The organism is Hydrogenophaga sp. (assembly GCF_036675665.1).
Taxonomy (GTDB): domain Bacteria; phylum Pseudomonadota; class Gammaproteobacteria; order Burkholderiales; family Burkholderiaceae_C; genus Hydrogenophaga.
Genome location: NZ_JAKFEO010000009.1, coordinates 53,959 through 77,049, shown reverse-complemented (window position 1 = coordinate 77,049; position 23,091 = coordinate 53,959). Strand labels below are relative to the sequence as shown.

At 67.8% G+C, this 23,091-nt stretch carries 22 protein-coding genes; 3 read left to right on the top strand and 19 right to left on the bottom strand.

All coding sequences use genetic code 11. From position 1 onward, the window contains the following. Positions 1 to 44 precede the first annotated feature (44 nt). Together hpnE and V6M63_RS05840 are read left to right on the top strand one after the other, a co-directional pair. Positions 45 to 1,385, top strand: a complete 1,341-nt coding sequence (hpnE, locus tag V6M63_RS05845; protein WP_442909549.1) for a hydroxysqualene dehydroxylase HpnE — start codon at positions 45 to 47, stop codon at positions 1,383 to 1,385. Between the two features lie 95 nt (positions 1,386 to 1,480). Beyond that, entirely contained in the window at positions 1,481 to 1,942 is a 462-nt protein-coding gene (locus tag V6M63_RS05840; RefSeq protein WP_056276373.1) for an SH3 domain-containing protein, read from the top strand. A gap of 10 nt (positions 1,943 to 1,952) precedes the next feature. Here V6M63_RS05840 and V6M63_RS05835 read toward each other — a convergent pair whose 3' ends face one another. Both V6M63_RS05835 and V6M63_RS05830 read right to left on the bottom strand, forming a co-directional pair. After that, the gene (locus V6M63_RS05835; protein WP_332740391.1) at positions 1,953 to 2,603 is read right to left on the bottom strand and encodes a glutathione S-transferase family protein; all 651 of its coding nucleotides are present in this window, start codon (positions 2,601 to 2,603) and stop codon (positions 1,953 to 1,955) included. A 25-nt stretch (positions 2,604 to 2,628) separates the two neighbouring features. After that, complete coding sequence (locus V6M63_RS05830) at positions 2,629 to 3,366, bottom strand: HAD family hydrolase (RefSeq protein ID WP_332740389.1); 738 nt, start codon at positions 3,364 to 3,366, stop codon at positions 2,629 to 2,631. Between the two features lie 19 nt (positions 3,367 to 3,385). On the opposite strand from V6M63_RS05830, the gene hemH reads away from it, so the two are divergent. After that, on the top strand, positions 3,386 to 4,477 hold the full coding sequence (gene hemH / locus V6M63_RS05825; RefSeq protein WP_332740387.1) for a ferrochelatase: 1,092 nt from the start codon (positions 3,386 to 3,388) through the stop codon (positions 4,475 to 4,477). Positions 4,478 to 4,544: 67 nt separating this feature from the next. On the opposite strand, the gene V6M63_RS05820 is transcribed toward hemH, so the two are convergent. The 17 genes from V6M63_RS05820 to V6M63_RS05740 form a co-directional block, all read right to left on the bottom strand. Then, the gene (locus tag V6M63_RS05820; protein ID WP_332740385.1) at positions 4,545 to 4,829 is read right to left on the bottom strand and encodes a DUF3325 family protein; all 285 of its coding nucleotides are present in this window, start codon (positions 4,827 to 4,829) and stop codon (positions 4,545 to 4,547) included. Beyond that, on the bottom strand, positions 4,826 to 6,526 hold the full coding sequence (locus V6M63_RS05815; protein WP_332740383.1) for a PepSY-associated TM helix domain-containing protein: 1,701 nt from the start codon (positions 6,524 to 6,526) through the stop codon (positions 4,826 to 4,828). Before V6M63_RS05815 ends, V6M63_RS05820 begins: the two co-directional genes overlap by 4 nt. An 18-nt stretch (positions 6,527 to 6,544) precedes the next feature. Continuing rightward, on the bottom strand, positions 6,545 to 9,022 hold the full coding sequence (locus tag V6M63_RS05810; RefSeq protein ID WP_332740381.1) for a TonB-dependent siderophore receptor: 2,478 nt from the start codon (positions 9,020 to 9,022) through the stop codon (positions 6,545 to 6,547). Between the two features lie 130 nt (positions 9,023 to 9,152). Further along, positions 9,153 to 10,145, bottom strand: coding sequence for a FecR family protein (locus V6M63_RS05805; RefSeq protein ID WP_332740379.1), 993 nt, complete (start codon positions 10,143 to 10,145; stop codon positions 9,153 to 9,155). Then, positions 10,142 to 10,663 carry a sigma-70 family RNA polymerase sigma factor gene (locus V6M63_RS05800; RefSeq protein WP_332740377.1) on the bottom strand — a complete coding sequence of 174 codons (522 nt, stop codon included), beginning with the start codon at positions 10,661 to 10,663 and terminating at the stop codon, positions 10,142 to 10,144. The genes V6M63_RS05805 and V6M63_RS05800 overlap by 4 nt, the downstream gene beginning before the upstream one ends. Positions 10,664 to 10,737: 74 nt before the next feature. Next, positions 10,738 to 11,673, bottom strand: coding sequence for a YihY/virulence factor BrkB family protein (locus V6M63_RS05795; protein ID WP_332740376.1), 936 nt, complete (start codon positions 11,671 to 11,673; stop codon positions 10,738 to 10,740). Between the two features lie 22 nt (positions 11,674 to 11,695). After that, positions 11,696 to 11,965, bottom strand: a complete 270-nt coding sequence (locus V6M63_RS05790) for a hypothetical protein (protein ID WP_332740374.1) — start codon at positions 11,963 to 11,965, stop codon at positions 11,696 to 11,698. 109 nt (positions 11,966 to 12,074) lie between these two features. Next, a complete protein-coding gene (locus V6M63_RS05785) occupies positions 12,075 to 12,941 on the bottom strand; it encodes an alpha/beta fold hydrolase (RefSeq protein ID WP_332740372.1) in 867 nt (288 codons plus the stop codon). Next, on the bottom strand, positions 12,938 to 14,038 hold the full coding sequence (locus V6M63_RS05780; protein ID WP_332740370.1) for a branched-chain amino acid ABC transporter permease: 1,101 nt from the start codon (positions 14,036 to 14,038) through the stop codon (positions 12,938 to 12,940). The genes V6M63_RS05785 and V6M63_RS05780 overlap by 4 nt, the downstream gene beginning before the upstream one ends. A gap of 13 nt (positions 14,039 to 14,051) precedes the next feature. Continuing rightward, positions 14,052 to 15,038 (bottom strand): branched-chain amino acid ABC transporter permease, encoded by a 987-nt coding sequence (locus tag V6M63_RS05775; protein WP_332740368.1) that lies wholly within the window; start codon positions 15,036 to 15,038, stop codon positions 14,052 to 14,054. Then, a complete protein-coding gene (locus V6M63_RS05770; protein ID WP_332740366.1) occupies positions 15,035 to 15,769 on the bottom strand; it encodes an ABC transporter ATP-binding protein in 735 nt (244 codons plus the stop codon). Before V6M63_RS05770 ends, V6M63_RS05775 begins: the two co-directional genes overlap by 4 nt. Then, on the bottom strand, positions 15,766 to 16,533 hold the full coding sequence (locus V6M63_RS05765) for an ABC transporter ATP-binding protein (protein ID WP_332740364.1): 768 nt from the start codon (positions 16,531 to 16,533) through the stop codon (positions 15,766 to 15,768). The genes V6M63_RS05770 and V6M63_RS05765 overlap by 4 nt, the downstream gene beginning before the upstream one ends. A 117-nt stretch (positions 16,534 to 16,650) precedes the next feature. Beyond that, entirely contained in the window at positions 16,651 to 17,859 is a 1,209-nt protein-coding gene (locus V6M63_RS05760) for a substrate-binding domain-containing protein (protein ID WP_332740363.1), read from the bottom strand. Between the two features lie 162 nt (positions 17,860 to 18,021). Then, positions 18,022 to 19,503 carry a sigma-54 interaction domain-containing protein gene (locus V6M63_RS05755; RefSeq protein ID WP_332740362.1) on the bottom strand — a complete coding sequence of 494 codons (1,482 nt, stop codon included), beginning with the start codon at positions 19,501 to 19,503 and terminating at the stop codon, positions 18,022 to 18,024. 332 nt (positions 19,504 to 19,835) lie between these two features. Continuing rightward, complete coding sequence (locus V6M63_RS05750; protein ID WP_442909551.1) at positions 19,836 to 21,326, bottom strand: tripartite tricarboxylate transporter permease; 1,491 nt, start codon at positions 21,324 to 21,326, stop codon at positions 19,836 to 19,838. Between the two features lie 7 nt (positions 21,327 to 21,333). Then, the gene (locus tag V6M63_RS05745) at positions 21,334 to 21,858 is read right to left on the bottom strand and encodes a tripartite tricarboxylate transporter TctB family protein (protein ID WP_332740360.1); all 525 of its coding nucleotides are present in this window, start codon (positions 21,856 to 21,858) and stop codon (positions 21,334 to 21,336) included. Positions 21,859 to 22,023: 165 nt separating this feature from the next. After that, positions 22,024 to 22,983, bottom strand: coding sequence for a tripartite tricarboxylate transporter substrate binding protein (locus tag V6M63_RS05740; RefSeq protein WP_332740358.1), 960 nt, complete (start codon positions 22,981 to 22,983; stop codon positions 22,024 to 22,026). Positions 22,984 to 23,091 lie beyond the last annotated feature (108 nt).

Here is a 23,091-nt window from a genome sequence, read left to right as displayed (position 1 = left end):
GAGGGGGCTGACCCGCCTTGGGGCGGCCCGGCGGCGGGTCTGCTGTGAAGGTGGCGGTCGTCGGCGCAGGCTGGGCCGGCATGGCCGCGGCGGTCGAAGCCGCATCGTTGGGGCTCGACGTGACGGTGTTCGAAGCCACGCGCACCTTGGGTGGTCGCGCCCGCGCGCTGACCACCGAGAAGCCCGACGGCACACCCGTCACGCTGGACAACGGCCAGCACATCCTGATCGGTGCCTACAGCGAGACCCTGGCCTTGATGCAGCGCGTGGGGCTGGACCTGCCGCAGGTGCTGATGGCGCTGCCGCTCTCGCTGCCCTACCCCGACGGCACGGGCCTGCAGACCCCGGCCTGGGCGGCGCGCTGGCCTGCTCCGCTGGATGCACTGGCGGCCATTGCCACCGCGCGCGGATGGCGCTGGGGTGAGCGCCTGGCGCTGATCCGCGCATCGCTGGGCTGGCAGCTCGCGGGCTTCCGCTGCGCGCCCGCGCTCACTGTCGAAGAGTTGTGCGAGTCGCTGCCTGAGCGTGTGGTGCAGGAGCTGATCGAACCGCTGTGCGTCTCGGCGCTCAACCTTCCTTCTGCGTACGCCAGCGCGGGCGTTTTTCTCAATGTCATGCGCGACGCCTTGTTCGGCCGCGGCGCGGCGGGCTTCAGCGCATCGAGCCTGCTGCTGCCGCGCACCGATCTCACCAGCCTGTTTCCCGCAGCCGCGGCGCATTGGCTGCAAAGCCACCATGGCGAGACAACACGCCTTCGAACGGGCGCCCGCATCACCGGGCTGCTGGCCCAGGCGGGTCGGTGGCAACTGACGGGTGATGGTGTCGACGCGGTGTTCGATCGCGTGATCTGGGCCACACCGGCCCGCGTGGCCGCGCAGACCCTGCTCGCCCATGCCGATGACAACGAAGCACTGGCCAGTTGGGCCTTGTCGGCGCACGCGCTCGAGTTCACCGCCATCACCACGGTCTACGCCCACGCCACGGGCGCTACGCTGCCTGCGCCCATGCTGGCCTTGCGTGCCGAGCCGGACGCTCATGCCGCGCCGGCGCAGTTCGTGTTCGACCGTGGGCAGCTCAGCCCGACCGATGCGGCCGCGCAAGGCGTGCTGGCCTTCGTGGTCAGCGCCAGCAACGGTGAGCGCGATGACCTGCAGGCGCGCGTGTTGCAGCAGGGCGAACGTCAACTCGGCCGTCCACTGCAGCCACTGCTCAGTGTGGTGGAGAAGCGCGCAACCTTCGCCTGCACGCCCGGCCTGGAGCGCCCCGGCGCGGAGATGGCCCCCGGGCTGTATGCCGCGGGCGACTATGTACAGGGGCCCTACCCCGCCACGCTCGAAGGTGCCGTGCGCAGCGGCGTGGCGGCGGCCCGCCTGGCCAACGCCTGAGGCGACAAAAAAGGCACCCCCTGGGGAACCTCTGCAAAGCCGGGCGTTCCCACCAGATGGATTTTTTTCAACCTCCCACCAAGGAACCCCAGCTGATGACCCGAACCAGCCTCACCCGAACCCTGCTGATTGCAACCGGCCTGTGCCTCGCGGCGCTGTTCAACACGACGGCCAACGCCCGGAACATGGTCAGCGTCAAAGGCAGCACGCTGAACATGCGCGAAGGGCCTGGCACCCACACCGCCGTGCTGTGGGAGCTGAAACGAGGCTATCCGCTGCAGATCACCCAACGCAAGGGCCGCTGGCTCCGGGTGCGCGACTTCGAGGGCGACACCGGCTGGGTGGCACGCTCGCTCACGGGCAACACACCGCACCACATCGTCAAGTCCAAAGTGGCCAACGTGCGCAGCGGACCTGGCACGCAGCACCGCATCGTGGGCAAGGTCGAATACGGCGAGTTGCTGCGCACCCGCGAGAAGCGCGCCGACTGGGTGCGCGTGGAGCGCAGCGAGGGCGTGGGCGGCTGGATCGCGAAACGGCTGCTCTGGGGCTTCTGAAAACCGACGCTCAACCGAACTCGCGCACCTGAACATAGGCTGGCCGCGCCATGCAGCGCAGGATCCAGTCGTGCGTGAGTGGGTGGGCTTCCATCAGTGCCTGCGAGGGGCGCGCCCAGTTGAGCACACTGGCCGCGCAGACATCGGCCACGGTGAACCGCGCGGCCGCGAGAAAGGCCTCGCCCGCATCCTTTTGCTTTTGCAGGTGCTGTTCGATCACGCGCAGCGGCACCGCCAGGCGGCGCTCGGCAGCGTCGGCCATCTCGGGCTTGCGCCGATCCACGGGCATCGCCATGCGGTGCATCAGCACGGTCAGTGCGTCGGCCTCGGCTTCGTTCACGGCCCAGAAGCTCCAGCGCAAGGCCTCGGCGTCTTCGCGCGACGTGGCCGGTGTGATGCTCACGCCGTCCGCTGATCCGTGGTGCCGCGCGATGTACAGCGCACAAGCCATGCTCTCCCACACCACCACATCGCCCTCTGGCCGCGCATCGACGATGGCCGGCACATGGCCATTGGGGTTGATGGCCAGGAACTCCGGCGTGCGCGTGCCTCCGCCCTGGTAGGGCAGCTTCACGTGGTGGTGGTTCAGTCCGAGTTCGGTGGCGGCCCACAAAGGGCGCACGGCGCGGGACGCGGGAATGCCGTAGATCGTGAGGCTCATGTCGAACGGTGCAGGGAAAGAGGGATCAACCGATCTGTCGGCACAGGGCCATCAGGTCGGCAACGGTGGTGTGCGGCTGCACGGGTGCGTGCTCCCAGGCCATGCCCGTGCGGTTGACCCACGCCACCTGCATGCCGGCGCCCAGAGCCCCCAGCACGTCCAGGCGCGCATCGTCACCAATGTGCAGCACCTCGGCCGCGTCCACACCGGCGGCGTCCGCGGCGGCGTGGAAGATGCGTGGATCGGGTTTGCCCACGCCGAATTCACGGGCGCTGAAGGCAGCGTGAAAGTGGTGCCCCAGACCCACGCGGTGCACATCGGCATTGCCGTTGGACACGGCCACCACCGGAAAACGGGTGCTCAGCCATTCCAGTGCGGGCATGGCGTCTTCGAACAGCTGCACGCGTTGGCGCTCGTCAAAAAACACGTCGAACGCAGGCTCGGCCAGTGCGGGATCGTCTCCAGCACGTTGCAACACGTGGCGGATCGACTCGCGGCGCAGCGCGCTGAGGTCGTGGGCCAGGTCGGGTCGCAGGGTCTGCAAGTGGTTGCGCGCCTCGCGCAGTGCGCCTGGCGTGGCGTAGAGCTGGGCGGTGGCCGGCGCGTGCTGGCTGAGCCAGCGGGCCAGCATGGCTTCGGCGCGCTCGATGGTGGGCCAGATCGGCCAGAGCGTGTCGTCCAGATCGATGCTGATGGCGCGGATGCGGGAGGGGTCCAGCGCGAAAAGCGCAGGCGGCAGGGCTGTACTCGTGGGGGTGTTCATGCTTGCGTGAGAATAGCGCATGCCCTTCAACACTGAACCGCCCCACCAACACGGCCAGCCGGCCCGCACCGCTGTTTTGCTGTGCAACCTGGGCACCCCCGACGAACCCACCGCCCCCGCCCTGCGCCGCTACCTGGCCGAGTTCCTGAGCGATCAGCGCGTGGTGGAGATTCCGCGGTTTGTCTGGATGCTGATCCTGCACGGCATCATCCTGCGCGTGCGGCCCAGAAAATCGGCAGCGAAGTACGCCGGCATCTGGATGCCCGAGGGCTCGCCGCTGAAGGTCTGGACCGAACGCCAGGCCACGCTGCTGCGCGGCTACCTGGGCGAGCGTGGTCACCAGGTGACGGTGCGTTATGCCATGCGCTACGGCAACCCGTCGATCGCTTCGGTGATGGACGAACTCAAGGCCCAAGGCGTGACGCGCGTGCTGGTGCTGCCGGCCTATCCGCAGTACAGCGCCACCACCACGGCCAGCGTGGTCGACGCCGTGGCGACCTGGGCGGCCAAGGTGCGCAACCTGCCCGAGCTGCGCTTCATCAACCGCTACCACGACCACCTGGGCTACATCCAGGGACTGGCCAAGTCCATCCGCGCTCACTGGGCCGCACATGGCCAGAGCGAACAACTGGTGATGAGCTTTCACGGCGTGCCCGCGCGCACCCTGCAACTGGGCGACCCCTACCACTGCGAATGCCACAAGACCGCGCGCCTGCTCGCCGAGCAGCTGGGGTTGGCGAAAGACCGCTACAAGGTCACCTTCCAGTCGCGCTTCGGCAAGGCCAGGTGGCTGGAACCCTACACCGAGCCCACGCTGATCGAACTCGCGGGCAAGGGCTTGAAGAGCGTGGACGTCGTCTGCCCCGGCTTCACGAGTGATTGCCTGGAAACGCTGGAAGAGATCAACATGGAAGCGCGCGAAGCCTTCCTGCACGCCGGTGGCCAGAGCTTCCAGTACATCCCCTGCCTCAACGACCGGCCCGAATGGATCCGCGCGCTCACCGACGTGGCCGAGCAGCACCTGCAAGGCTGGCCCACAAAGACAGCGGACAACCCGATGGAGCTGCAAGCCAGCCGCGAGCGGGCGCTGGCGCTCGGGGCACAAAGGTGAACATCCCTCCTGGCCTGCTCGCACGGGGGCGTTCTCCTGGAAGCCACGGACTGCGGCCGTGGCGCCTTCAGCCCTTCGTCACCCGCCAGCGCCCCACGCTCAATCCCCTGTGCACCAGACCGGCGGCCAGCATGGTGTGGGCGCTGAAGCCGACCGAGCCCAGGCCCGCGCCCCAGCACCAGCACGCCAGGCCCCACGCCGCTGCCAGCCAGGCCGCGCCGATCACGAACAACCACTTGCCCGTGGTTCGCGGCAGCGGCCGCCCCAGCACCTGCGTCTGATGCCGGGTCATGCCCATGGCAATGGCTGCGAAGCCGATCAGGCAACCAAGCAGCGTCAGCAGGTGCGTCATGGGGGTCGCGTCGCTCGCCGTTGTGCGTGAACGGCCATGACACACAAGCACGCGCTCAGCGCCGCGCAGGCCAGATCCACACCGACAAAAACCGCGTCGCCGGTGGCCAAGCTGCGCCAGAAAGGCCGTTGCGTGGTGAGGACGTTGAGCAGCGGCAACGCACCGAACGCCAGCGCACTTGCCGACCACAACAACGGCCAGGCGCGTGCAGGCCGCAACAGGCAGGCGATGCCCAGGGCCATCGCCCAGGCCGCGAAAAAGCAACGGATCTCGACCTCAGGGCGCAGCGGCACGTCCACCGGCAGCAGGCGGTTGGCCCAGAGATAGGCGGCGCTGGCGAACAGCAGTCCGGCAAGCACCGCCACGTTGCCGCGCGCGACGAAGCGCGGCCCCGCAGCCTGCCCGCGCGCCGCCGTCCACAGAACCAGCCCGGTGCCGACCATGGCCGTGCCCGCGAGGCCGAGCAGGAAACAGATCGCCTGCAGCACCGGGTCGGCGAAACGCCCCAGGTGCAGGGCGTACAGCCCCCCGAGCACCGCCGCGGGTGTGCCCACCGGCCCGCTCGCCTGCAGCAGCGCACCCGAATGGCCATCGAACAGCAGGAACTCCCGGCTGTGTGTGACCCGTCCCGCTGACCCGCGCACCACCAGCACGCGCGCCGCCGTGTCGCCCGGGTGGTGCACCACCACGCGGTCAACGCCCTGCCCGCCCCATCGCTGCTCCGCCTGCCGCAACAGCGGGGCCAGCGGGGCCAGCGGCGCGGCCTGGCCGCTCGGCGTGCCGGCCGGCCAGGTGGCCACGGTCTCGGCCGCGATGGCGGCGCGGCGCTTGTCGGCGCCGTCGAACGCGGCCAGCGCACCCCAGGGCATGTACTGAAAGCCCAGGATCACCAGACCGCTGTAAACGATCATGAAATGGAAGGGCAGCGGCAGCACCGAGAGCGCGTTGTGCGCGTCCAGCCAGCTGCGCCGCCCCTTGCCCGCGCGAAAGGTGAAGAAATCGGCGAACAGCTTGCGGTGCACCACCACGCCGCTGACCATGGCCACCAGGCCCAGCAGCGCGGCGATGCCCACGATCCAGCGCCCCCACCGGTAAGGCAGGTGGTGCAGCTGGTAGTGAAAGCGGTAGAAGAACTCGCCGCCGGCGGTCGCGCGCGCGAACCGTGGCGCGCCCGTGAGGCTGTCGAAGGCCTGCGCGCCGTCGTTGTCGGGCCCGCTCCAGTAGGCGGTGGGTGTGAGACGGCGCACATCGGGCAACTCGATGCTCCAGCGCGTGGCACCGGGTGCGGCCTCGGTCAGATGGGCGGCGATGCGATCGCTGAGCGCGGCCACGTCCACCTGGCGCGCCTGCGGTGGTGCCTCGGGTTGCATCCAGGCCGTCAATTCCTCGCGGTAGAAAGCGAGGCTGCCGGTCCAGAACACCGTGTAGAGCACCCAGGCGGCCAGCAGCCCCGCCCAGGTGTGCAGCCAGGACACGCGCGGCCTCACGCCGCCGCGCGCGCCGGCCCGCGCCGCGAAGACCACCACAGCCACGGCGCTGGCGACCGCGAAGCTGATCAGCATGCCCGCCACCACGCCGTCGATGGTGCGCCCCGGCAGCGCCAGGGCGGCCACGCTGACCAACGCAGCGAGCCCGTAGCTGCCCAGCACCGCCACGGCGACGCGGGCTGCCCATACGCGCTGCGTGGACCTGCTCATGCGTCAGGCGTCACGAGATCAGAAGCGGTAGGTCGCGCCCACGCGCCAGCTGCGCTGCGGGCTGCGGTAGCAGAAGGTGGCATCGCAATCGACCAGCTTTTGGGTGTCGAACAGGTTGTCGACATTCAGCGAATAGCGCCATGCGCCCACGTCCAGTCCCAGGGCCGCGTCCACCAGCGTCAGACTCGGGTTGCGCAGGTTGGCGTTGTCGAAGTCCTGGCCCGAGCGGGAAGCACCCACATGGCGAACGCCCAGGGCCGCGAAGGCGGGCTGGCCACCGAAGGCGGCGAACCCGTACTTGCCCCAGAGACTGGCGTTGTGGCGCGGAACGGCCATGGGCGACAGGCCCTGGTCGCCGTTGCTGCTGCGCGTGACGCGGGTGTCCAGGTTCGTGTACTGGCCCACCAGGCTGAAGCTGCGGGTCAGGCGCGCGCGCAGTTCCAGTTCCAGGCCCTGCGCCCGCACCTCGCCGGTCTGCTGGAACACCCCCGCCATGCCGGGCACCGAGGTCTTCACGTTCTCGCGCGTCAGGTCGAAGACCGACGCCGTGAAACTGAAGTCCTCGCTCGCGGGCTGGTAGCGCACACCGGCCTCGAACTGCTTGCCGCGCGAGGGCTTGAGCGAACGCCCGGTGGCGTCGAGCCCCGTCTCCGGCGCGAACGAGGTCGCGTAGCTCAGGTACGGCGCCCAGCCCGAGTCGAACAGGCGCACCACGCCGACGCGGCCGGTGGTGGCGCTGGATGACAGGTCTGCGGTGGGCGTGGTCAAGCCGGTCAGCAGGTTGATGCGCTTGCTCGATTGGTCGGCCTGGTCGTGGCGCATGCCGGCCGTGGCCACCCAGCGGTTCCATTTGAGCTGGTCCTGCAGATAGACGCCGAGCTGCCTGGCGGGCGACTCGTCCTTGTAGGGTGCTGCCAGCGGGGTGAGGGCCTGGGGCGCATACACCGGGTCGAACAGATCCAGATCGGGCATGACGGCATTGGCGTTGCGGCGCGTGAACGTCAGGCGCGAGCGCGTGTAGTCCACCCCCAGCAGCGCCGTGTGCGACACGGTGCCGGTGATGAAGCTGGCCTGCGCGTGGGTATCGAGCGTGACACCGCGCCACCCGGCCTCGCGCGGGGAGATGGCCCGGCCCACGTGGCGGCCATTGGGGCGCAGGCCGAGGTTGAACACGTCCGTGCCCTCGCGGTCGAGGTCGCCGTAGCGCAGGTTCTGCCGCAGTTGCCAGGTGTCGTTGAAGCGGTGCTCGAGCTCGTAGCCCAGGGTGGTGTTGCTGCGCTTCCAGCGGTTGTCCAGGCCGCCGATGTTCACCGCCGGATCGGGTTGTCCCAGCGCGCCGGGGTTGCGCAACTGGTTCGCCCAGGCGTAGGACTGGTCGTCCTCCTGATAGCTGGCCAGCAGGGTGAGTTTCGTGGCCGCACTGGGCTGCCAGGTGAGGGACGGCGCCACGTAGACACGGTCGTCGCGGTCGTGGTCCAGTCGCGTGTCGGCGCGGCGCACCAGACCGACGAGGCGGTAGGTCAGCGTGCCGGCCTCGTCGATGGCGCCACCCAGGTCGGCCTTGAGGGTCTTGCGGTCATAGCGGCCGTATTCCACACCGAGCTCGCGCACCGGTTCGGCCTGCGGCCGCTTGCTCACGGCATTGATGACGCCACCCGGCGCCACCTGCCCGTACAGCACCGAGGCCGGTCCGCGCAGCACTTCGATGCGTTCCATGCCATAGGGCTCGATGGCGCCCATGGCCGCCGTGCTGGGGTTCTGCAGGCCGTCCAGGAACACGCTCGCGCTCTCCAGCGCGAAGCCGCGCACCAGCGACATCTGGTCGGACGCCCAGGGCTTGGCGTTGGAGGTGACGCCCGCCGTGTAGCGCAGGGTCTCGTCCAGTGTGGTGGCCTTGCGGTCGCCGATTTCCTCGGCGGTGATCACCGAGACCGACTGCGGCGATTCGATCAGGGGCGTGTCGGTCTTGGTGCCGGTTGCAGAGCGCCGCGCCACGTAACCCACCACGGGCCCCTTGACATGTTCGCTGAAGGCAGCGGCGGTCACCGTGACGGAAGGCAGCGTGGCCTGGGCCGTGGCTGTGCCCGGCGCGGGAACCGCCTGCGCCGCTGGCGCCTGTGCCATCAGCACAAAACCGGCCGGCGTGCGACCCAGTTGCAGGCCGCTGCCCTGCAGCAGGCGGTGGAAGCCCTCCTCCACGGTCACCGCGCCCTTGAGGCCGGCGGTGGTCTTGCCGCGCACCTGGGCCGCGTCCACCACGATGGCCGCGCCGGCCTGCAGGGCGAAGCGGTTCAGGGCCTCGCCGAGCGCACCGGCAGGCACGTCGGCCTGCACGGCACCCACCGCCGGGGCGGCTTGGGCATGAACCTGGCTGGCCACGCCCGTGACCAATGCGAGCATGGCAGCGCAGGCCAGGTGGACCGCCAGCGCCACGGGGCGCAAGCGGGCGATGACGGTGGGCGTGCGCCGGTGGCGCGGGGGGTGGATGTCGGGCATGTCGGGTTCCTCGGGTGGTCGGTCGGCGGCTGGCAGCGCACCGGATGGACCGATCGCGCCGCCTTCATCACCATTGACGAATGGCGGAGGAAAAACGGAACCCGTGGCAGGAAATTTCTTCGCGCCCGCGTCAAGGCGCGCTGTCCACCAGCGCCACCCAGGGCGTGACGGTGCGCACCCGCAGTTGCGGGAAGCTGCTCGCCAGCAGTTGCAACGCGCGGTCGGTGTCGTCCAACGGGAGCACGGCCGACACGCGGATGTCCGCGATGCGCTCGCGGTCGTAGCGGATCAGGCCGCGGCGGTGGCGCGCGATCTCGTCCAGCACCTCGGGCAGCGGGCGGTCGTGCACCCACAGCCGGCGCGACAGGAACGCCTCCTCGGTGACACCCGCCGGCACGGCGCCGACCCGCTCGACACCCGCGCCGCTCAGACGGGCCTGCTCCCCCGCGTCCACCGTGAGTTCGGCGCCGGTCCAGGCGCTCACGGCCGTGCGCGACTCCAGCATGGTCAGCAGCGTGGAGCCCTCGTCACGCCGCACGATGAAGCGTGTACCCAGCGCCCGGATGTGGCCATGCGCTGTCTCCACCACAAAGGGCCGCGCGGCGTCCGGGGCCACCTGCACCAGGATTTCCCCGCTGAGCAAATCGATCTGGCGCCGATCAGCGGACCAACGCGTGTTGACCGCGCTGCCCGTGCCCAGCGTCAGCCGCGATCCGTCCTGCAAGGTGTGCTCCATCTGCTCGCCCGTGCCAGTGCTCAGGTCAGCGCCCCAACGCGTCGGTGAGCCGTGCAGCAACAATGCGGCCGGCAAGACCAGCGCCACTGCCAGCGCCAGCAGACCGGCGGCGCGCCGGCCAGAAGTCGCTGGACGGCGCGGCGCCGAAGTGTCCAGCACGCTGCTCAGCGTGGCCCGGGCGGCGCTCAGCGGGCCCTCGCCCCGCAGGCGGCGAGCCTGGTCGATGAAACCCTCCATGCCTTGCGCCACCGCCGCATGGCGCGGATCGGCACGTTTCCACGCCTCGAACGCGGCGGTTGCGCTGCGGCGCTCGTCGGCATCGTCGGCGGACAGGCTCACCAGCCACTGCGCCGCTTTCTGGGCGATGCGTTCATCGACCTCGCTCATGGAAGCACCGCCAGCCGCGCGCACTGCACCAGCACCTGCGCCAGGTATTTGCCGACCATGCGGGCGGACACGCCGAGTTCGGTCGCCACCGTGGCCATGGTCGCTCCGTCAAGGTAGTGCCGCACGAAGGCGGCCCTCGCCTTGGGCGAGACGGCTTCCAGCACCGCGCTGAGTTGCTCCAGCGCCTGCAGCGCGACAAGCGTCTGCTCGGGCGAGGGATAGCCTTCATTCGCCTGCACGAACAACGAAAGTTCAGCCAGGTAGGCTTGGCGCAATCGCTCGCGCCGAGCCTCGTCGATGATCAGGCGCGTGGCCGTGGTCGTCAGCCAGGCCCGGGGCTGCTCGACCCCAAACAGCGAGTCGCGCGCCGCCAGCACGCGTTCAAAGGTGTCGTGTGCGACGTCTGCGGCTTGGTGCGGACACCCCAGCTTGCGGCGCAGCCAGCCATACAGCCAGCCATGGTGGTTGCTGTAGAGCGCATGGACTTGCTCGTGCAGACTGAGATCGGCGGCAGACACGCTGGGCTCCTGGCCAGGCCGGGATCGTCCCCGGCCCAATGTAAATGAGAATACGTCGCATTCTATAGTCTCACTCAAGCGCCGGTGCGGTCCTGGTCCGCAATCTGGAACTGCGCGCGCGGGTCGGGCTTTTGTTCGGCCTCTTCGAACCTGCTGCGCAGCGCGCCGTTGATCTCGGCACCGAAGATCAGCGTGGTGGCCGTGATGTACAGAAACACCAGCATGGCAACCACGCCCGCGAAGCTGCCGTAGAGCAGTGCCAGTTTGCCCGCTGTGCGCAGGGTGCAGGACAGGCCGGCGGCGGCCACCACCCACAGCGCGGCACCCACCAGGGCCCCGGGCATCACGGTGTAGAGCCGCTGGCGAATGTCGGGCAGCCAGCCATACATCAGGGCATACATCACGACCAGCGTGAGGTAGGCCACGCCGTAGCGCACGCCCAGGCCCAGCCAGTAGGCGTCCTTTGCATCACTGACGTTGGTGGCCAACAGCTGCCGCACGTACGGCATGATCACCACCGAGCTGAACGCCACCAGCACCGCCGAGCCCACGACCACCGTGAACAGCGTGACCTTGATGCGCGCTTTCCAGAACGGCAGACCACGCTCGATGCCGTACGCGCGGTTCAGCGCCGAACGGATCGCTTGCAAGCCCGAGGAAGCGGTCCAGAGCGTCGCCAACACGCCGATGGCCAGCAGCGCCTGGTTGCGCTGCGCCAGCACCTGCTCAATCACCGGTTCCATCAAGTCGCGCACGAGTTGGGGCGCAAATTCCATCACGCGCTGGGCCAGCGCCGCAGCGTCACCGGGCTTGCCGAAATAGGCGGCCGAAGCGGAAAGCAGGAGCAGCAAGGGGAACATCGCCAGCACCGACGAGAACGCCAGACTCCCGGCCTGATTCGCGCTTTGATGCAGGATGTAGTTGCGAACGGCCCGCACCAACACATGGAGGCCGGGCGTGTTCAACGCCACGTGTCTGACCCGGCGCCCTGCCTCTTGAATGCGGCCCATGGGCGCTGGCTCCGCCCCCGGCCTACCGCACGCGTGCGCCGAACGGCGTCCAGCGCAACACCTTGCTCAGACCATCGCGTCCACTCGCGGCGCGACCCACCAAAGCAGTGCCAGCCACCATGCCCAGCGTGCGCACCAGAAACGAAGGGCTTTTGCGCGTGATGGACCAGACCGCAATGCCCACGCCCAGCACCAGCCAGTGCTCGCCGGGAAAGCCGGGCCGCGCTTGATCCAGGGCTGTCAACTTCTGCATGGGGGTGGGCTGTCCGGCAGCCGGTGTTCTCTCGACCATGGTCCTTCTCCTGGAGTACGCGGAGTTTGCAACTTAACGTTTCGAGCGCCTGGCCTGTGTAGGACGGGGCCGCATCTCGAGGATCCGTCGATGCAACGAATCCGCTCGTTCAGTGCCCTGCGAGGAACCGATGCACCAGCTCGAACTGCTCGGGCACGTTCAAGGCCGGTGCATGCCCGCAGCCAGCCATCGTCACCACCAGCGCGCGCGGCCCGCGGTCGCGCATGGCCTCGGCGGTGTCGGCCAGCAGCAGATCGGAATCGGCACCGCGCAGGCACAGCACCGGCACGTCGATGCGGTCGTAGGTTGGCCACAGTTCGTAGTCCGCGGGGTGGTGGGTGAACTGTTGCACCATGGCCGGGTCGTAGTGCGGGGTCACGCGGCCATCGGGCAGGCGGCGCGTGGAGCTCTCGGTGAGCAGCGTCCACTGGGCATCGCTCAAGTAGCCATACGGCTTGTAGATGGTGCGGAAGTACTGCTGCAGCTCGCCCACCGTGTCGAAGGCGGCCGGGTTGCCGGCGTAGCTGCGGATGCGCGCAATCGCCGCGTCCGCGGTCTTGGGGCCGATGTCGTTGAGCACCAGGCGCTCGATGCGCCCGTGCAGCGGGCCGGCCGCGCACACCATGCCGATGGCGCCGCCCATGGAGGTACCCACCCAGTGGAAACGCTCGAGCGCGAGCTGGTCCACCAGCGATGCGGCGATGCGGCTGTAGAAGTCCAGGCAGTACTCGGCCTCGGGCTTCGGGCTCCACTGGCTCAGGCCGCGACCAATGGTGTCGGGACAGATCACGCGCCAGCCCAGGTTGCACAGGTGGGCGGCCAGCGGGTCCATGTCGCGCCCGGTGCGCGCCAGGCCATGCCAGGCCACCACCACCGGGCCTGCGGGGGCCTCCGGCTCCCAGTCCATGAAATGGATCTCGCGGCCTTCGCACGTGAGGTAGCGCGAACGTGGAACGACTGTGGCCTGTGGTTTCATTTCGACCCTTTCAGGCGACCGAGCACAGCGCGTTCCCTGAGCTTGCCGACGATGCCGGTGGGGAAGTAATACACCGAAAGCACGAACAACACCCCCAACCAGAGCAGCCAGCGGTCGGGCGTGAGCAGCGCGGGCAGCAGCGGGATGCCTTCGGTGGCCTGTCCGGCGATGCGCAGCAGGTCCTGCAGGTAACTCTGCGCCACCAGGAACAAGACACTGCCGATCAGCGCGCCATACAGCGTGCCCATGCCGCCGATCACGACGATGAGCAGGATGTCCAGCATGATCTCGAACGAGAGCGAGGTGTCGGGCCCGTTGTAGCGCAGCCAGATCGCCAGCAGGCAGCCCGCGAGCGTGGCGAAGGACGCCGAGAGCACGTTGGACAGCGTGCGGTAGATCACCGTGCGGTAGCCCAGCGCCTCGGCGCGAAAGTCGTTCTCACGGATGGCCTGCAGCACGCGGCCGAACGGTGAATTCACAATGCGCAGGATGGTCAGAAAAATCGCCGTCACCGCCACGAAGATCAGGTAGTAGGTGATCAGGCGGCCGTTGAGATCCACCTCGCCCAGCGGTGTCGCCAGCGGCGCCTCGCGCAGCATGAAGCCGGGCGAGAGCAGTTCGGGCACGCGGAAACTCAGGCCGTCTTCGCCACCGGTGAAGTCCGACAACTGCGAGGCCAGCGTGAGGAAGGCCGAGGCCACCGCCAGCGTGATCATGGCAAAGAAGATGGCCTTCACCCGCAACGAAAACAGACCGATCATCAGCGACAGCACGAGCGAGATCAGCAGCGCGCAGACAACGCCCACGGCCAATGCGCCCCAGCTCGCCTGCTCCACCGAATTGAGCGCGATCGCCACGCCATAGGCACCGATGCCGAAGAACATGGTGTGCGCAAAGCTCACGATGCCGGTGTAGCCCAGCAGCAAATCAAAGCTGGCCACCAGCGCCACAAAGATCAACACCTTGGCCGCGACGTTGAGCGCTTTCACGCCCGGAAACAGGAAGGGCGCGAAGGCCAGGCCGAGGAACAGCACGATCAGCAAGGCGGTGAGCCAGCGGCTGCGCGGCAGGTCGTTGGAGAGAAGACGGGAAATCATGTGCGTCTCCTGTTCAGCGGCTCGTCACGGGGTACACGCCCTGCGGGCGCCACAGCAAGATGGCCACCATCAGCGCGATGTTGGAAAACAGCGCGACCTTCGGGACAAGGAAGCCGGTGTAGTTGGCCATCAGGCCCACCAGCAACGCGCCGATGAGCGCGCCCAGCGTGGAGCCCAGGCCGCCGATGATGATGACGATGAAGATCAGCACGTTGACCTGCGCGCCCATCTGCGGCGTGACGGTCTGCTGGTACAGGCCCCACATCACACCGCCCAGACCCGCGAGCGCACTGCCCACCACGAACACGCCGATGAAGAGCTGACGGATGCGGTAGCCGAGCGATTCGACCATTTCGCGGTCCTGCACACCCGCGCGCACCAGCAGGCCGACCTTGGTGCGGTTGAGCGTCCACACCATCGCGGCGAACACCGCGGCGCCCACCAGCACCGCGAGCAGGCGGTACTTCTCCACCGCCGCGTCGCCGAAGATGAAGGAGCCCCGCAGGCTCTCGGGCAACGGCAGCGCGATCTGCTCGGGGCCCCAGATGACCTTGATCATTTCTTCGCCAATGATCATGCCGCCCATGGTGATGAGGATCTGCTTGAGGTGCATGCCGTAGACCGGGCGAATGATGAGGCGCTCGAACACCCAGCCCAGCGCACCGGCCACGGCCATGGCCACCAGCATCGCGGGCAGCAGCGCCACGAGGTTGAGCCACAGGCTGTCGGCTGTGGTGTAGCTGCCCATGCTGGCCAGCACGGTGGTGGCCACGAAGGCGCCGAGCGCGATGAACACGCCGTGGCCGAAGTTGAGCACGTCCATGAGGCCGAACACCAGCGTGAGGCCCGAGGCGATGATGAAGATGATCATGCCCATGGCCAGTCCCGCTACGGTGAGCGTGAGCCAGGTGGAGCCGCTGCCCACGGCGGGCAATGCGATCAGCGCCAGTGCCGGCACGAGCGCCATCGGCTTCCAGTCGAGTTCCTTCATGTTGATCATTGATGTGCTCCCAGAGACAGTCCCAGCAGCCTGGACTGCATCGATTCATCGGCAGCCAGTTCGGCCATGGACCCGCTGTGCACCACGCGCCCGTCGTCCATCACGGCGACGCTGTCGCCGAGCTGGCGCGCGAAGTTGAAGTTCTGTTCGACCAGCAGGATGGTGGTCCTGGCGGCCTTGAGTTCGCGGAAGGCCGCGATCATGTTCTGGATGATCGCGGGCGCCAGGCCCTTGCTGGGTTCATCGATCAACAGCAGGCGGCGCGGCTCGACGATGGCGCGCGAGACCGCCAGCATCTGCTTCTGCCCGCCGCTCAGTTTGCCGGCGGGGTGCAGCCAGAACTTCTTGATGGCCGGGAACAGGCCGAAGATCCATTCGAGTCGCACGGTGTCGATGTCGTCGAGCGTGCGCGCGCCGCGCGCGGCCAGCAGCATGTTCTCGCGCACCGAGAGGTCCGAGAAGATGCCCATGCTCTCGGGCACGTAGGCCACACCGCTTTGCGCGGTGTCGGGCGTGGGCTGCTTCGTGATGTCCACGCCATCGAGCACCACCGTGCCCTGGCTGGCGTGCCACAGGCCCATGATGGTGCGCAGCGTGGTGGTCTTGCCCGCGCCGTTGCGGCCCAGCAGCATGGTGAGCTGGCCCTCCGGCACGGCGAGGTCCACGCCATGGAGGATGTGGTACGCGCCGATGTGGGTGTGCACGCCGCTCAAGGTCAGGAGGTTGCTCATGCCGCCACCTCGTCTTTCTCTTCGGGGTTGATGCCGAGGTAGGCCTGCTGCACCACGGGTGAGGCAATCACGGTGGCGGGGTCGCCATCGGCCACCAGCTCGCCGTTGTGCAACACGATGATGCGGTCCGAGAGTTCGCGCACCACGTCCATCTTGTGTTCGACCAGCAGGATGGTCTTGGTCTTGTCGTTCTTGAGTTGACGGATCAGGTTCAGGATCACCGGGACCTCGTCCACGCTCATGCCGGCCGTGGGCTCGTCGAACATGAACACCTGCGGCTCCAGCGCCATCAGGATGCCGACCTCCAGCTTGCGCTGGTCGCCGTGCGGCAGGCTCGAAGCCAGCGCATCGCGCTTGTCGGCCAGCGCCACCGTCTCCAGCACCTCGTCGGCGCGCTGCAGCAGGTCGCGCCGGTCGCTCCAGATGCGCCAGAGATTGAGGCCCGCCCTGGCCTTGGCCTGCACCGCCAGGCGCACGTTTTCCTGCACTGTGAGGTTGGGAAACAAATTGGTGAGCTGGAAGGCCCGGCCCAGCCCGGCCTGCGCACGCGCCGGCGCACCGAGCGACGAGATGTCGTGCCCACCCAGGCGCACGCTGCCCGCGCTGGCCTTGATCTGGCCCGAGATCAGGTTGAAGTAGGTCGTCTTGCCGGCGCCGTTGGGGCCGACGATGGCGGTGAGCGTGCCCGGCGCGAAAGCGCAGGAGACAGCATTCACCGCCACGTGCCCGCCGAAGCGGACCGTGAGGTCTTGGGTTTCAAGCATTGAAGAACTCCGCCGAAGCGCGTGTCTGGTCGGGAATGCCGCGGAACCGGCTTTGCCGGGCCGCAGGCGTTGTCCCCCGTTCAAGGGGGAAGCCGCGTCAGCGGCGCAGGGGGTTCTTCACCTCTTGTTCCGGATCGGAATCGCCAAGTCCTCAGGCTTGATTTCCCGCACCAGCTCAGGCACACCCCACGCAAACGCCGGGTCCACCTTGATCTTGAAGTGGTACATGCTCTGCATGGCCTGGTGGTCTTCCTTGCGGAAGGTCATCTTGCCCTTGGGCGTGTCGAAGCTCATGCCTTCCATGGTGCTGATGAGCTTCTCGGTGTTGGTGTCGCCGTTGGTTTTCTTCAGCGCCGTCACCACCGCCATCGCGGCAGAGAAACCGCCCGCGGTGAAGAAGTCGGGTGGCGTCTTGTACTGCTTGTAGTGCTCGGCCACCATGGCGTCGTTCACCGGGTTCTTGGGGATGCCGAAGTAGTAGTACAGCGCGCCTTCCATGCCGGGGAACTGCTTGTAGGCCACCATCGCGGGCAGGATGTTGCCACCCGTGGCCAGCTTGATGCCGTAGCGCTTCTCCAGATCCATCTCCGCGATCTTGCTGAACGGCGTGGGCGCACCCGACCAGCCCACCGAGATGTACTTGGTGCCGGGTTGGTCCTTGAGTTTGTCGACGATGCGCAGCAGGCCGGCGGTGAAGTCGGTCGTGCCCACAGGCAGGTATTCCTCGTGAACGATCTTGGCCTTCTTGATGAAGTCCTTGGTGGCCTTCACACCGTCGCGGCCGAAGGCGTTGTCGTTGGCGAGCAAGGCGACCACGTTGCCGGGTTGGTCCAGCGCCACGGCGTTGGCGGCGGCGTCCTGGCTGCTGTTGCGCCCGGTGCGGAAGATGTATTTGTTCCACTTGTCACCGGTGATCGAGTCGGCCACGGCAGGCTCGACCAGCAGGATCTTCTTGTATTCCTCGGCCACCGGCAGCATGGCGAGCGCCACGGGCGATGCCGTCGGGCCAATGGCCAGGTCGACCTTGTCGTCGGCGTAGGCCGCGGCCAGCAGGCTCTTGCCCACGTCGGGCTTGCCCTGATCGTCCTTCTCGATCACCACGATCTTCTTGCCGGCCACCATCATGGTGCCGCCGGTGGCGTAGCTCAGGCCCATCATCAGGCCGGCCTGGGTCTGCTTGGCGTAGGCCTCGAGCGGGCCGGTCTTGCTGTGGATGTGGGCGATGCGGATCTCGCCCTTGCCGGCCTGCGCCATGGCCATCGAGGTGCCGAATGCGGCGGTGCAGGCGAGCGCGATGACCGCCAGGCGGCGGGTGGGATTTGTCATGTCTTGTCTCCTGGTTTTGAACGATTCACAGCTTGCGCCGTGGTCTGACATTGCAGGCTTCGTGCCAGTACAGAAGATCCTTGATTTCGCTGCGCTTTTTCAGCCGGCACGCCCGATGCGTCTGAATTTCAGACGCCAAAAACGAATCGACCCGTCTGATATTCAGTCAACCGTCTGAATATCAGACACAAACCCCATGGCGGTGAGGCGGTCGTACAGGCTGGCGCGCGAGATGCCGAGCAGCTTGGCCGCCGCGGTGCGGTTGCCACCGGTGTGCGTCAGCGCCTGGGCAATCGCCCGGTGTTCCAGCTCGGCAATCTGCTCGGGCAAGGGGCGCAGCGCGTCACCCAGGGCAGCGCGCTGCGGCGCGCGCACGGCGGCGGCCGGTGCCAGCGCGGGCAGCCCCGCTTCCTGCAACACCAAGCCCACCTGGGCACCCGCGATGTGGTGTGTGTCGCTGCGCAGCGCGAGCTGCTCCAGCACGTTGCGCAGCTCGCGGATGTTGCCGCGCCAGGCTTGCGCGGCCAGCAGGGCTTGCGCGTCGGCGGTGAGCTCCAGCTGCGCGCCGCCGCCGCGCGCGGCGATGTCCTCGCACAGGGCCTCGATCAGCAGCGCAATGTCATCCTGCCGCTCGCGCAGCGGTGGCACGCGGATCGGCAACACGTTGAGCCGGTAGTAGAGGTCTTCGCGAAAGCTGCCGTCGCGCACCATCTGCTGCAGGTCGCGCGAGGTGGCGGCGACCACGCGCACGTCGAAATGCACCAGCTTGTTCGAGCCCAGTGGCTCGATCTCGCCTTCCTGCAGCGCGCGCAACAGCTTGACCTGCACCGACATCGGCATGTCGCCGAGTTCGTCGAGGAACAGCGTGCCACCGTCGGCCAGTTTGAACTTGCCGTCGCGGCCCTTCTTGTCGGCACCGGTGTAGGCGCCTGGGGCCACGCCGAAGAACTCGGCCTCCAGCAAGGTGTCGGGCACGGCCGCCATGTTCACGCTCACGAAGGGGCGGCCCGCGCGGGGCGAGGCGGCGTGGATCGCGTGCGCGAGCAGCTCCTTGCCGGTGCCGGTCTCGCCCAGCAGCAGCACCGGGCTGCCAGACTGCGCCGCGCGCCGCGCCTGGCGCTTCACTTCGAGTGCGGCAGCGCTGCTGCCCACGAAGCTGGCAAAGGTGTACTTGGTGCGGCGCTGGCTGGCGAGTTCACGGCGCGCATCGCTCAAGTCCTGCTCCAGCCGCGCAAACTTGCTGATGAGCGGCTGCAGCGTGGTCTCGGGGTGGTCGAACAGCACGATGCCCAGCACGCCGATGACTTCACCCGCGTCGTCGCGCAGCGGGATGCGGCTGACCACGAAGGTGCCGGCCTTGTTGGTCAAGAGGTCGATGAGGATGGGTTTGCCGGTGGCCAGCACCTGGTGCATCTGCGTGTTCTGCACCACGCGCGAGACCGGGTGGCCCACGAAGTCCTCCTCGCGCTCGAAGCCCAGCGCTGGCAGGAAGCGGCGGTACTGGTCGTTGATCCAGACCACGCGCGCGTCGCGGTCCACCAGCATCATGCCTTCGCTGGCGTTGGCAAACAGATCGAACATCGACCTCGCGGCCAGTTCAAGAATGCTTTGCGCGTCGCGCGGCAGGCGGTCGTCCCGGATCATGGTCGGATGGTACCCCTGGTGGGTATCTGGGTGCGCGTGGTTTTCTCCGGCTGGTTTTTCTCCGGCAGGTCCGGTCATCGGCGACCACGGGGCACGGCTCCGCGAATGTCCCCCGGGGCCTTTGGCCCCTCCTCCTTGATTTCGCTGCGCCGTGCCCCATGGCCACCGATGACCTCCTTGGCGCTCGTCAAGACTCAATCCACGTCACTTGAGGCTCGTGAGTGAGTGGCGTTCTGCGCAGCGGCATAAAGGAGGAGAGGCGGCAAAGCCGCCTCGGGGGACAGCCGCGGAGCAGAGCGCCGCTCGCTCACGAGCCCGCGAGGTTTGACGCTCTAAGCCCGAACCCGTCGCGCCAACAAGCGAGGCACCAGCAGCACCATCACCACCACCGCCAGCAAGGTCGCCGACATCGGGCGCTGCAGAAACACCATCCAGCTGCCCTCGCCAATGGACAGGGCATTGCGCATCTGCGCCTCGGCCATGGGGCCCAGGATCAGGCCGACGATCACCGGCGCGGTGGGGAAGTCGTAGCGGCGCATCACCACACCGAGCAGGCCCAGGCCGTACATGAGGAACAGATCGAACGCGCTCTGGCGCATGCCATAGACACCCACGGTGGCGAAGATCAGGATGCCTGCGTAGAGCTGCGGGCGCGGGATCTTCAAGAGCTTGACCCACAGGCCCACCATCGGCAGGTTGAGCACCAGCAGCATCACGTTGCCGATGTAGAGCGAGGCGATCAGCGCCCACACCAGGTTGGACGACGTCTGGAACAGCTGCGGCCCGGCGTTGATGCCGTAGTTCTGCAGCGCGCTGAGCAGAATGGCCGCGGTCACCGAGGTGGGAATGCCCAGCGTGAGCAGCGGCACCAGCGTGCCGGTCACGGCGGCGTTGTTCGCCGCCTCGGGTCCGGCCACGCCTTCGATGGCACCGGTGGTGCCGAACTCGGCCTTGTGTTCGGGGCTGGCCAGCTTGCGTTCGGTGGCGTAGCTCAGGAAGGTGGGGATCTCGGAGCCGCCGGCCGGGATGGTGCCGAACGGAAAGCCGATGGCGGTACCGCGCAGCCAGGCCGGCCACGAGCGGCGCCAGTCGGAGCGCGACATGTGCACCTTGGTCATCTTGTTCATGAAAGCCGGGCTGCGGCCCTCATAGAGCGCGTTGTAGAGCGCCTCGGCCACGGCAAACAGGCCCACGGCCACCAGCACCACCTCGATGCCGTCCATGAACTCGAGCACGCCGGCCGTGTAACGCACCTGCGCGGTGATCTGGTCGATGCCGATGAGGCCCAGCGCCAGCCCGAAGAACAGCGCGGTCAGGCCGCGCAGCGTGCTCTGGCCGAGCACCGCGCTCACCGTGGTGAAGGCCAGCAGCATCAGGCAGAAATACTCAGGCGGGCCAAGCTGCACGGCGAACTCGGCCAGGATGGGCGCGAACAGCGTCACCAGGATGGTGGCGATGCTGCCGGCCACGAACGAGCCGATGGCCGCGCTGGCCAGGGCCGCGCCGGCGCGCCCGCTCTTGGCCATCTTGAAGCCTTCGAGCGCGGTGACCATGGTGCCGGTTTCACCCGGCGTGTTGAGCAGGATCGAGGTGGTCGAGCCGCCGTACATCGCGCCGTAGTAGATGCCGGCGAAGAAGATCATCGAGGCCGTGGGCTCGACCTGGCCGGTGATGGGCAGCAGCATGGCCACGGTCACGGCAGGGCCCAGGCCAGGCAGCACGCCGATGGCGGTGCCCAGTGCGCAGCCGGCGAAGGCCCACAGCAGGTTGATGGGGGTGCCGGCGGTGGCGAAACCGCCGAGCAATTGGGTGAGGGTATCCATCATGGTGTCAGATCCAGCCGCTGGCGGTGATGCCAGGCAGATTCACGGCCAGCAGTTTGGTGAAGAGCCAGTACACGGGCGCTGCGATCAGCATGCCGGTGACGGCGTCCTTGACGGTCTGGCGAAGATCGCCACCGGGCTTGCCTTCGCTGGCACGCAGGCCGCGCACCGCGAGCACGAAACACAGCGAGCAGCTCAGGATGAAGCCGATGGTGGTGATGAGCGCGGCATTGAGCAGCACCCCGGCCGACACCCAGGCCAAGGCGCCCCAGTCGCCGCGCGCCGCACCCGAGGGCTCCTCCATCTGGCGGTAACCGCCGGTGAGCACTTCGCGGATCAGCATCACGCCACACAGGCCCAGCGCCGCGCTGATCACCCAGGGCAGGAAGTTGGGGCCGACGCCGGCATAGCCCGCGTCGGATGGAATGTCCATCGCACCCCAGGCAAGCACCGCCGCCACGATGAGGGCACCGATGCCCAAGGCGAGCTGGCCAGGGCGGTGGCTGGGCGTGGGTGAGGTGTCGTTGTTCATATCGGTGTTCCTGAGCCCAAAGCGAGAGCGCCAGCGAGAGAGGCAGCCCCTCCAGGGGCATCAAGGGTCCGGCTCCGCCGGCCCAAGATGCCGTCCCCCTCCCAGCGCCGAAGGCGCGCCAGAGAGGGGGAAGCCGCAAAGCGGCGCAGGGGGTGCTCCCGATTTTTAGACCATGCCGGCGCGAACCATGGTCGCGCGCAGCGATGAGAAGTCCTTGTCCACGAAATCGTCGAAGGCCTTGCCGGTCAGCAGTGCAGGCATCCAGTTGTTCTTCTCGATCGCGGCGGCCCAGGCCTTGCTCTGCGTTGCCTTCACCACCATGGCGGTCAGCGCGTCGCGCTGCGCCTGGGTGATGCCGGGTGCGCCATACACGCCGCGCCAGTTGCCGATCTCCACGTCGATGCCCTGCTCTTTCAGCGTGGGCACGTCGATGCCCTTGACGCGCTGCGGCGAGGTGACGGCGATCGCGCGCATCTTGCCGCTTTCGATGTACTGCTGGAACTCGCTGTAGCCGCTGCCGCCCACGGTGACGTTGCCGCCCAGGATGGCCGCCGTGGCCTCACCACCGCCACGGAAGGGCACATAGTTGATCTTGGAAGCCGGCACGCCGACCGACTGCGCGATCTGCGCGGCAGCGATGTGCTCGGTGGCGCCACGCGAACCGCCGCCCCACTTGATGCTGCCCGGGTCCTTCTTGAGCTGCTCGACCACGTCCTTCATGGTCTTGTAGGGCGAGTTGGACGGCAGCACGAACACGTTGTATTCGGTGGTCAGGCGCGCAATGGGCGTGAGCTGCGTGATGGAAACCGGTGGCTTGCCGGTGATGATGCCGCCGAGCATGACGGCGCCCATCACCATCAACGCGTTCGGGTCACCCTTGCTGGCGTTGTAGAACTGGGCGAGGCCGATGGCACCGGCCGCGCCGCCCTTGTTCTCGTAGGTGACCGAGGAGGCCACGCCGGCGTCGCGCATGGCTTCGCCCAGCGCTCGGCCCGTGCCGTCCCAGCCACCGCCCGGGTTGGCGGGAATCATCATCTTGATGTTGGCATTGGCCCAGGCGGCGTTGGGCAACGCACCGGCAGCGGCCAGTGCGGCCAGGGATTTGAGGAAGGTATCGCGGCGCATGGTGTGTCTCCTGCTGTGTGTGATCTGACGGTTGTATCTTGCAACTGAGCGCTGTCAGTTCGCTGTCCATCGCCCTAGGACAAACCCTAGGGCGACGGGTCTCAAAGG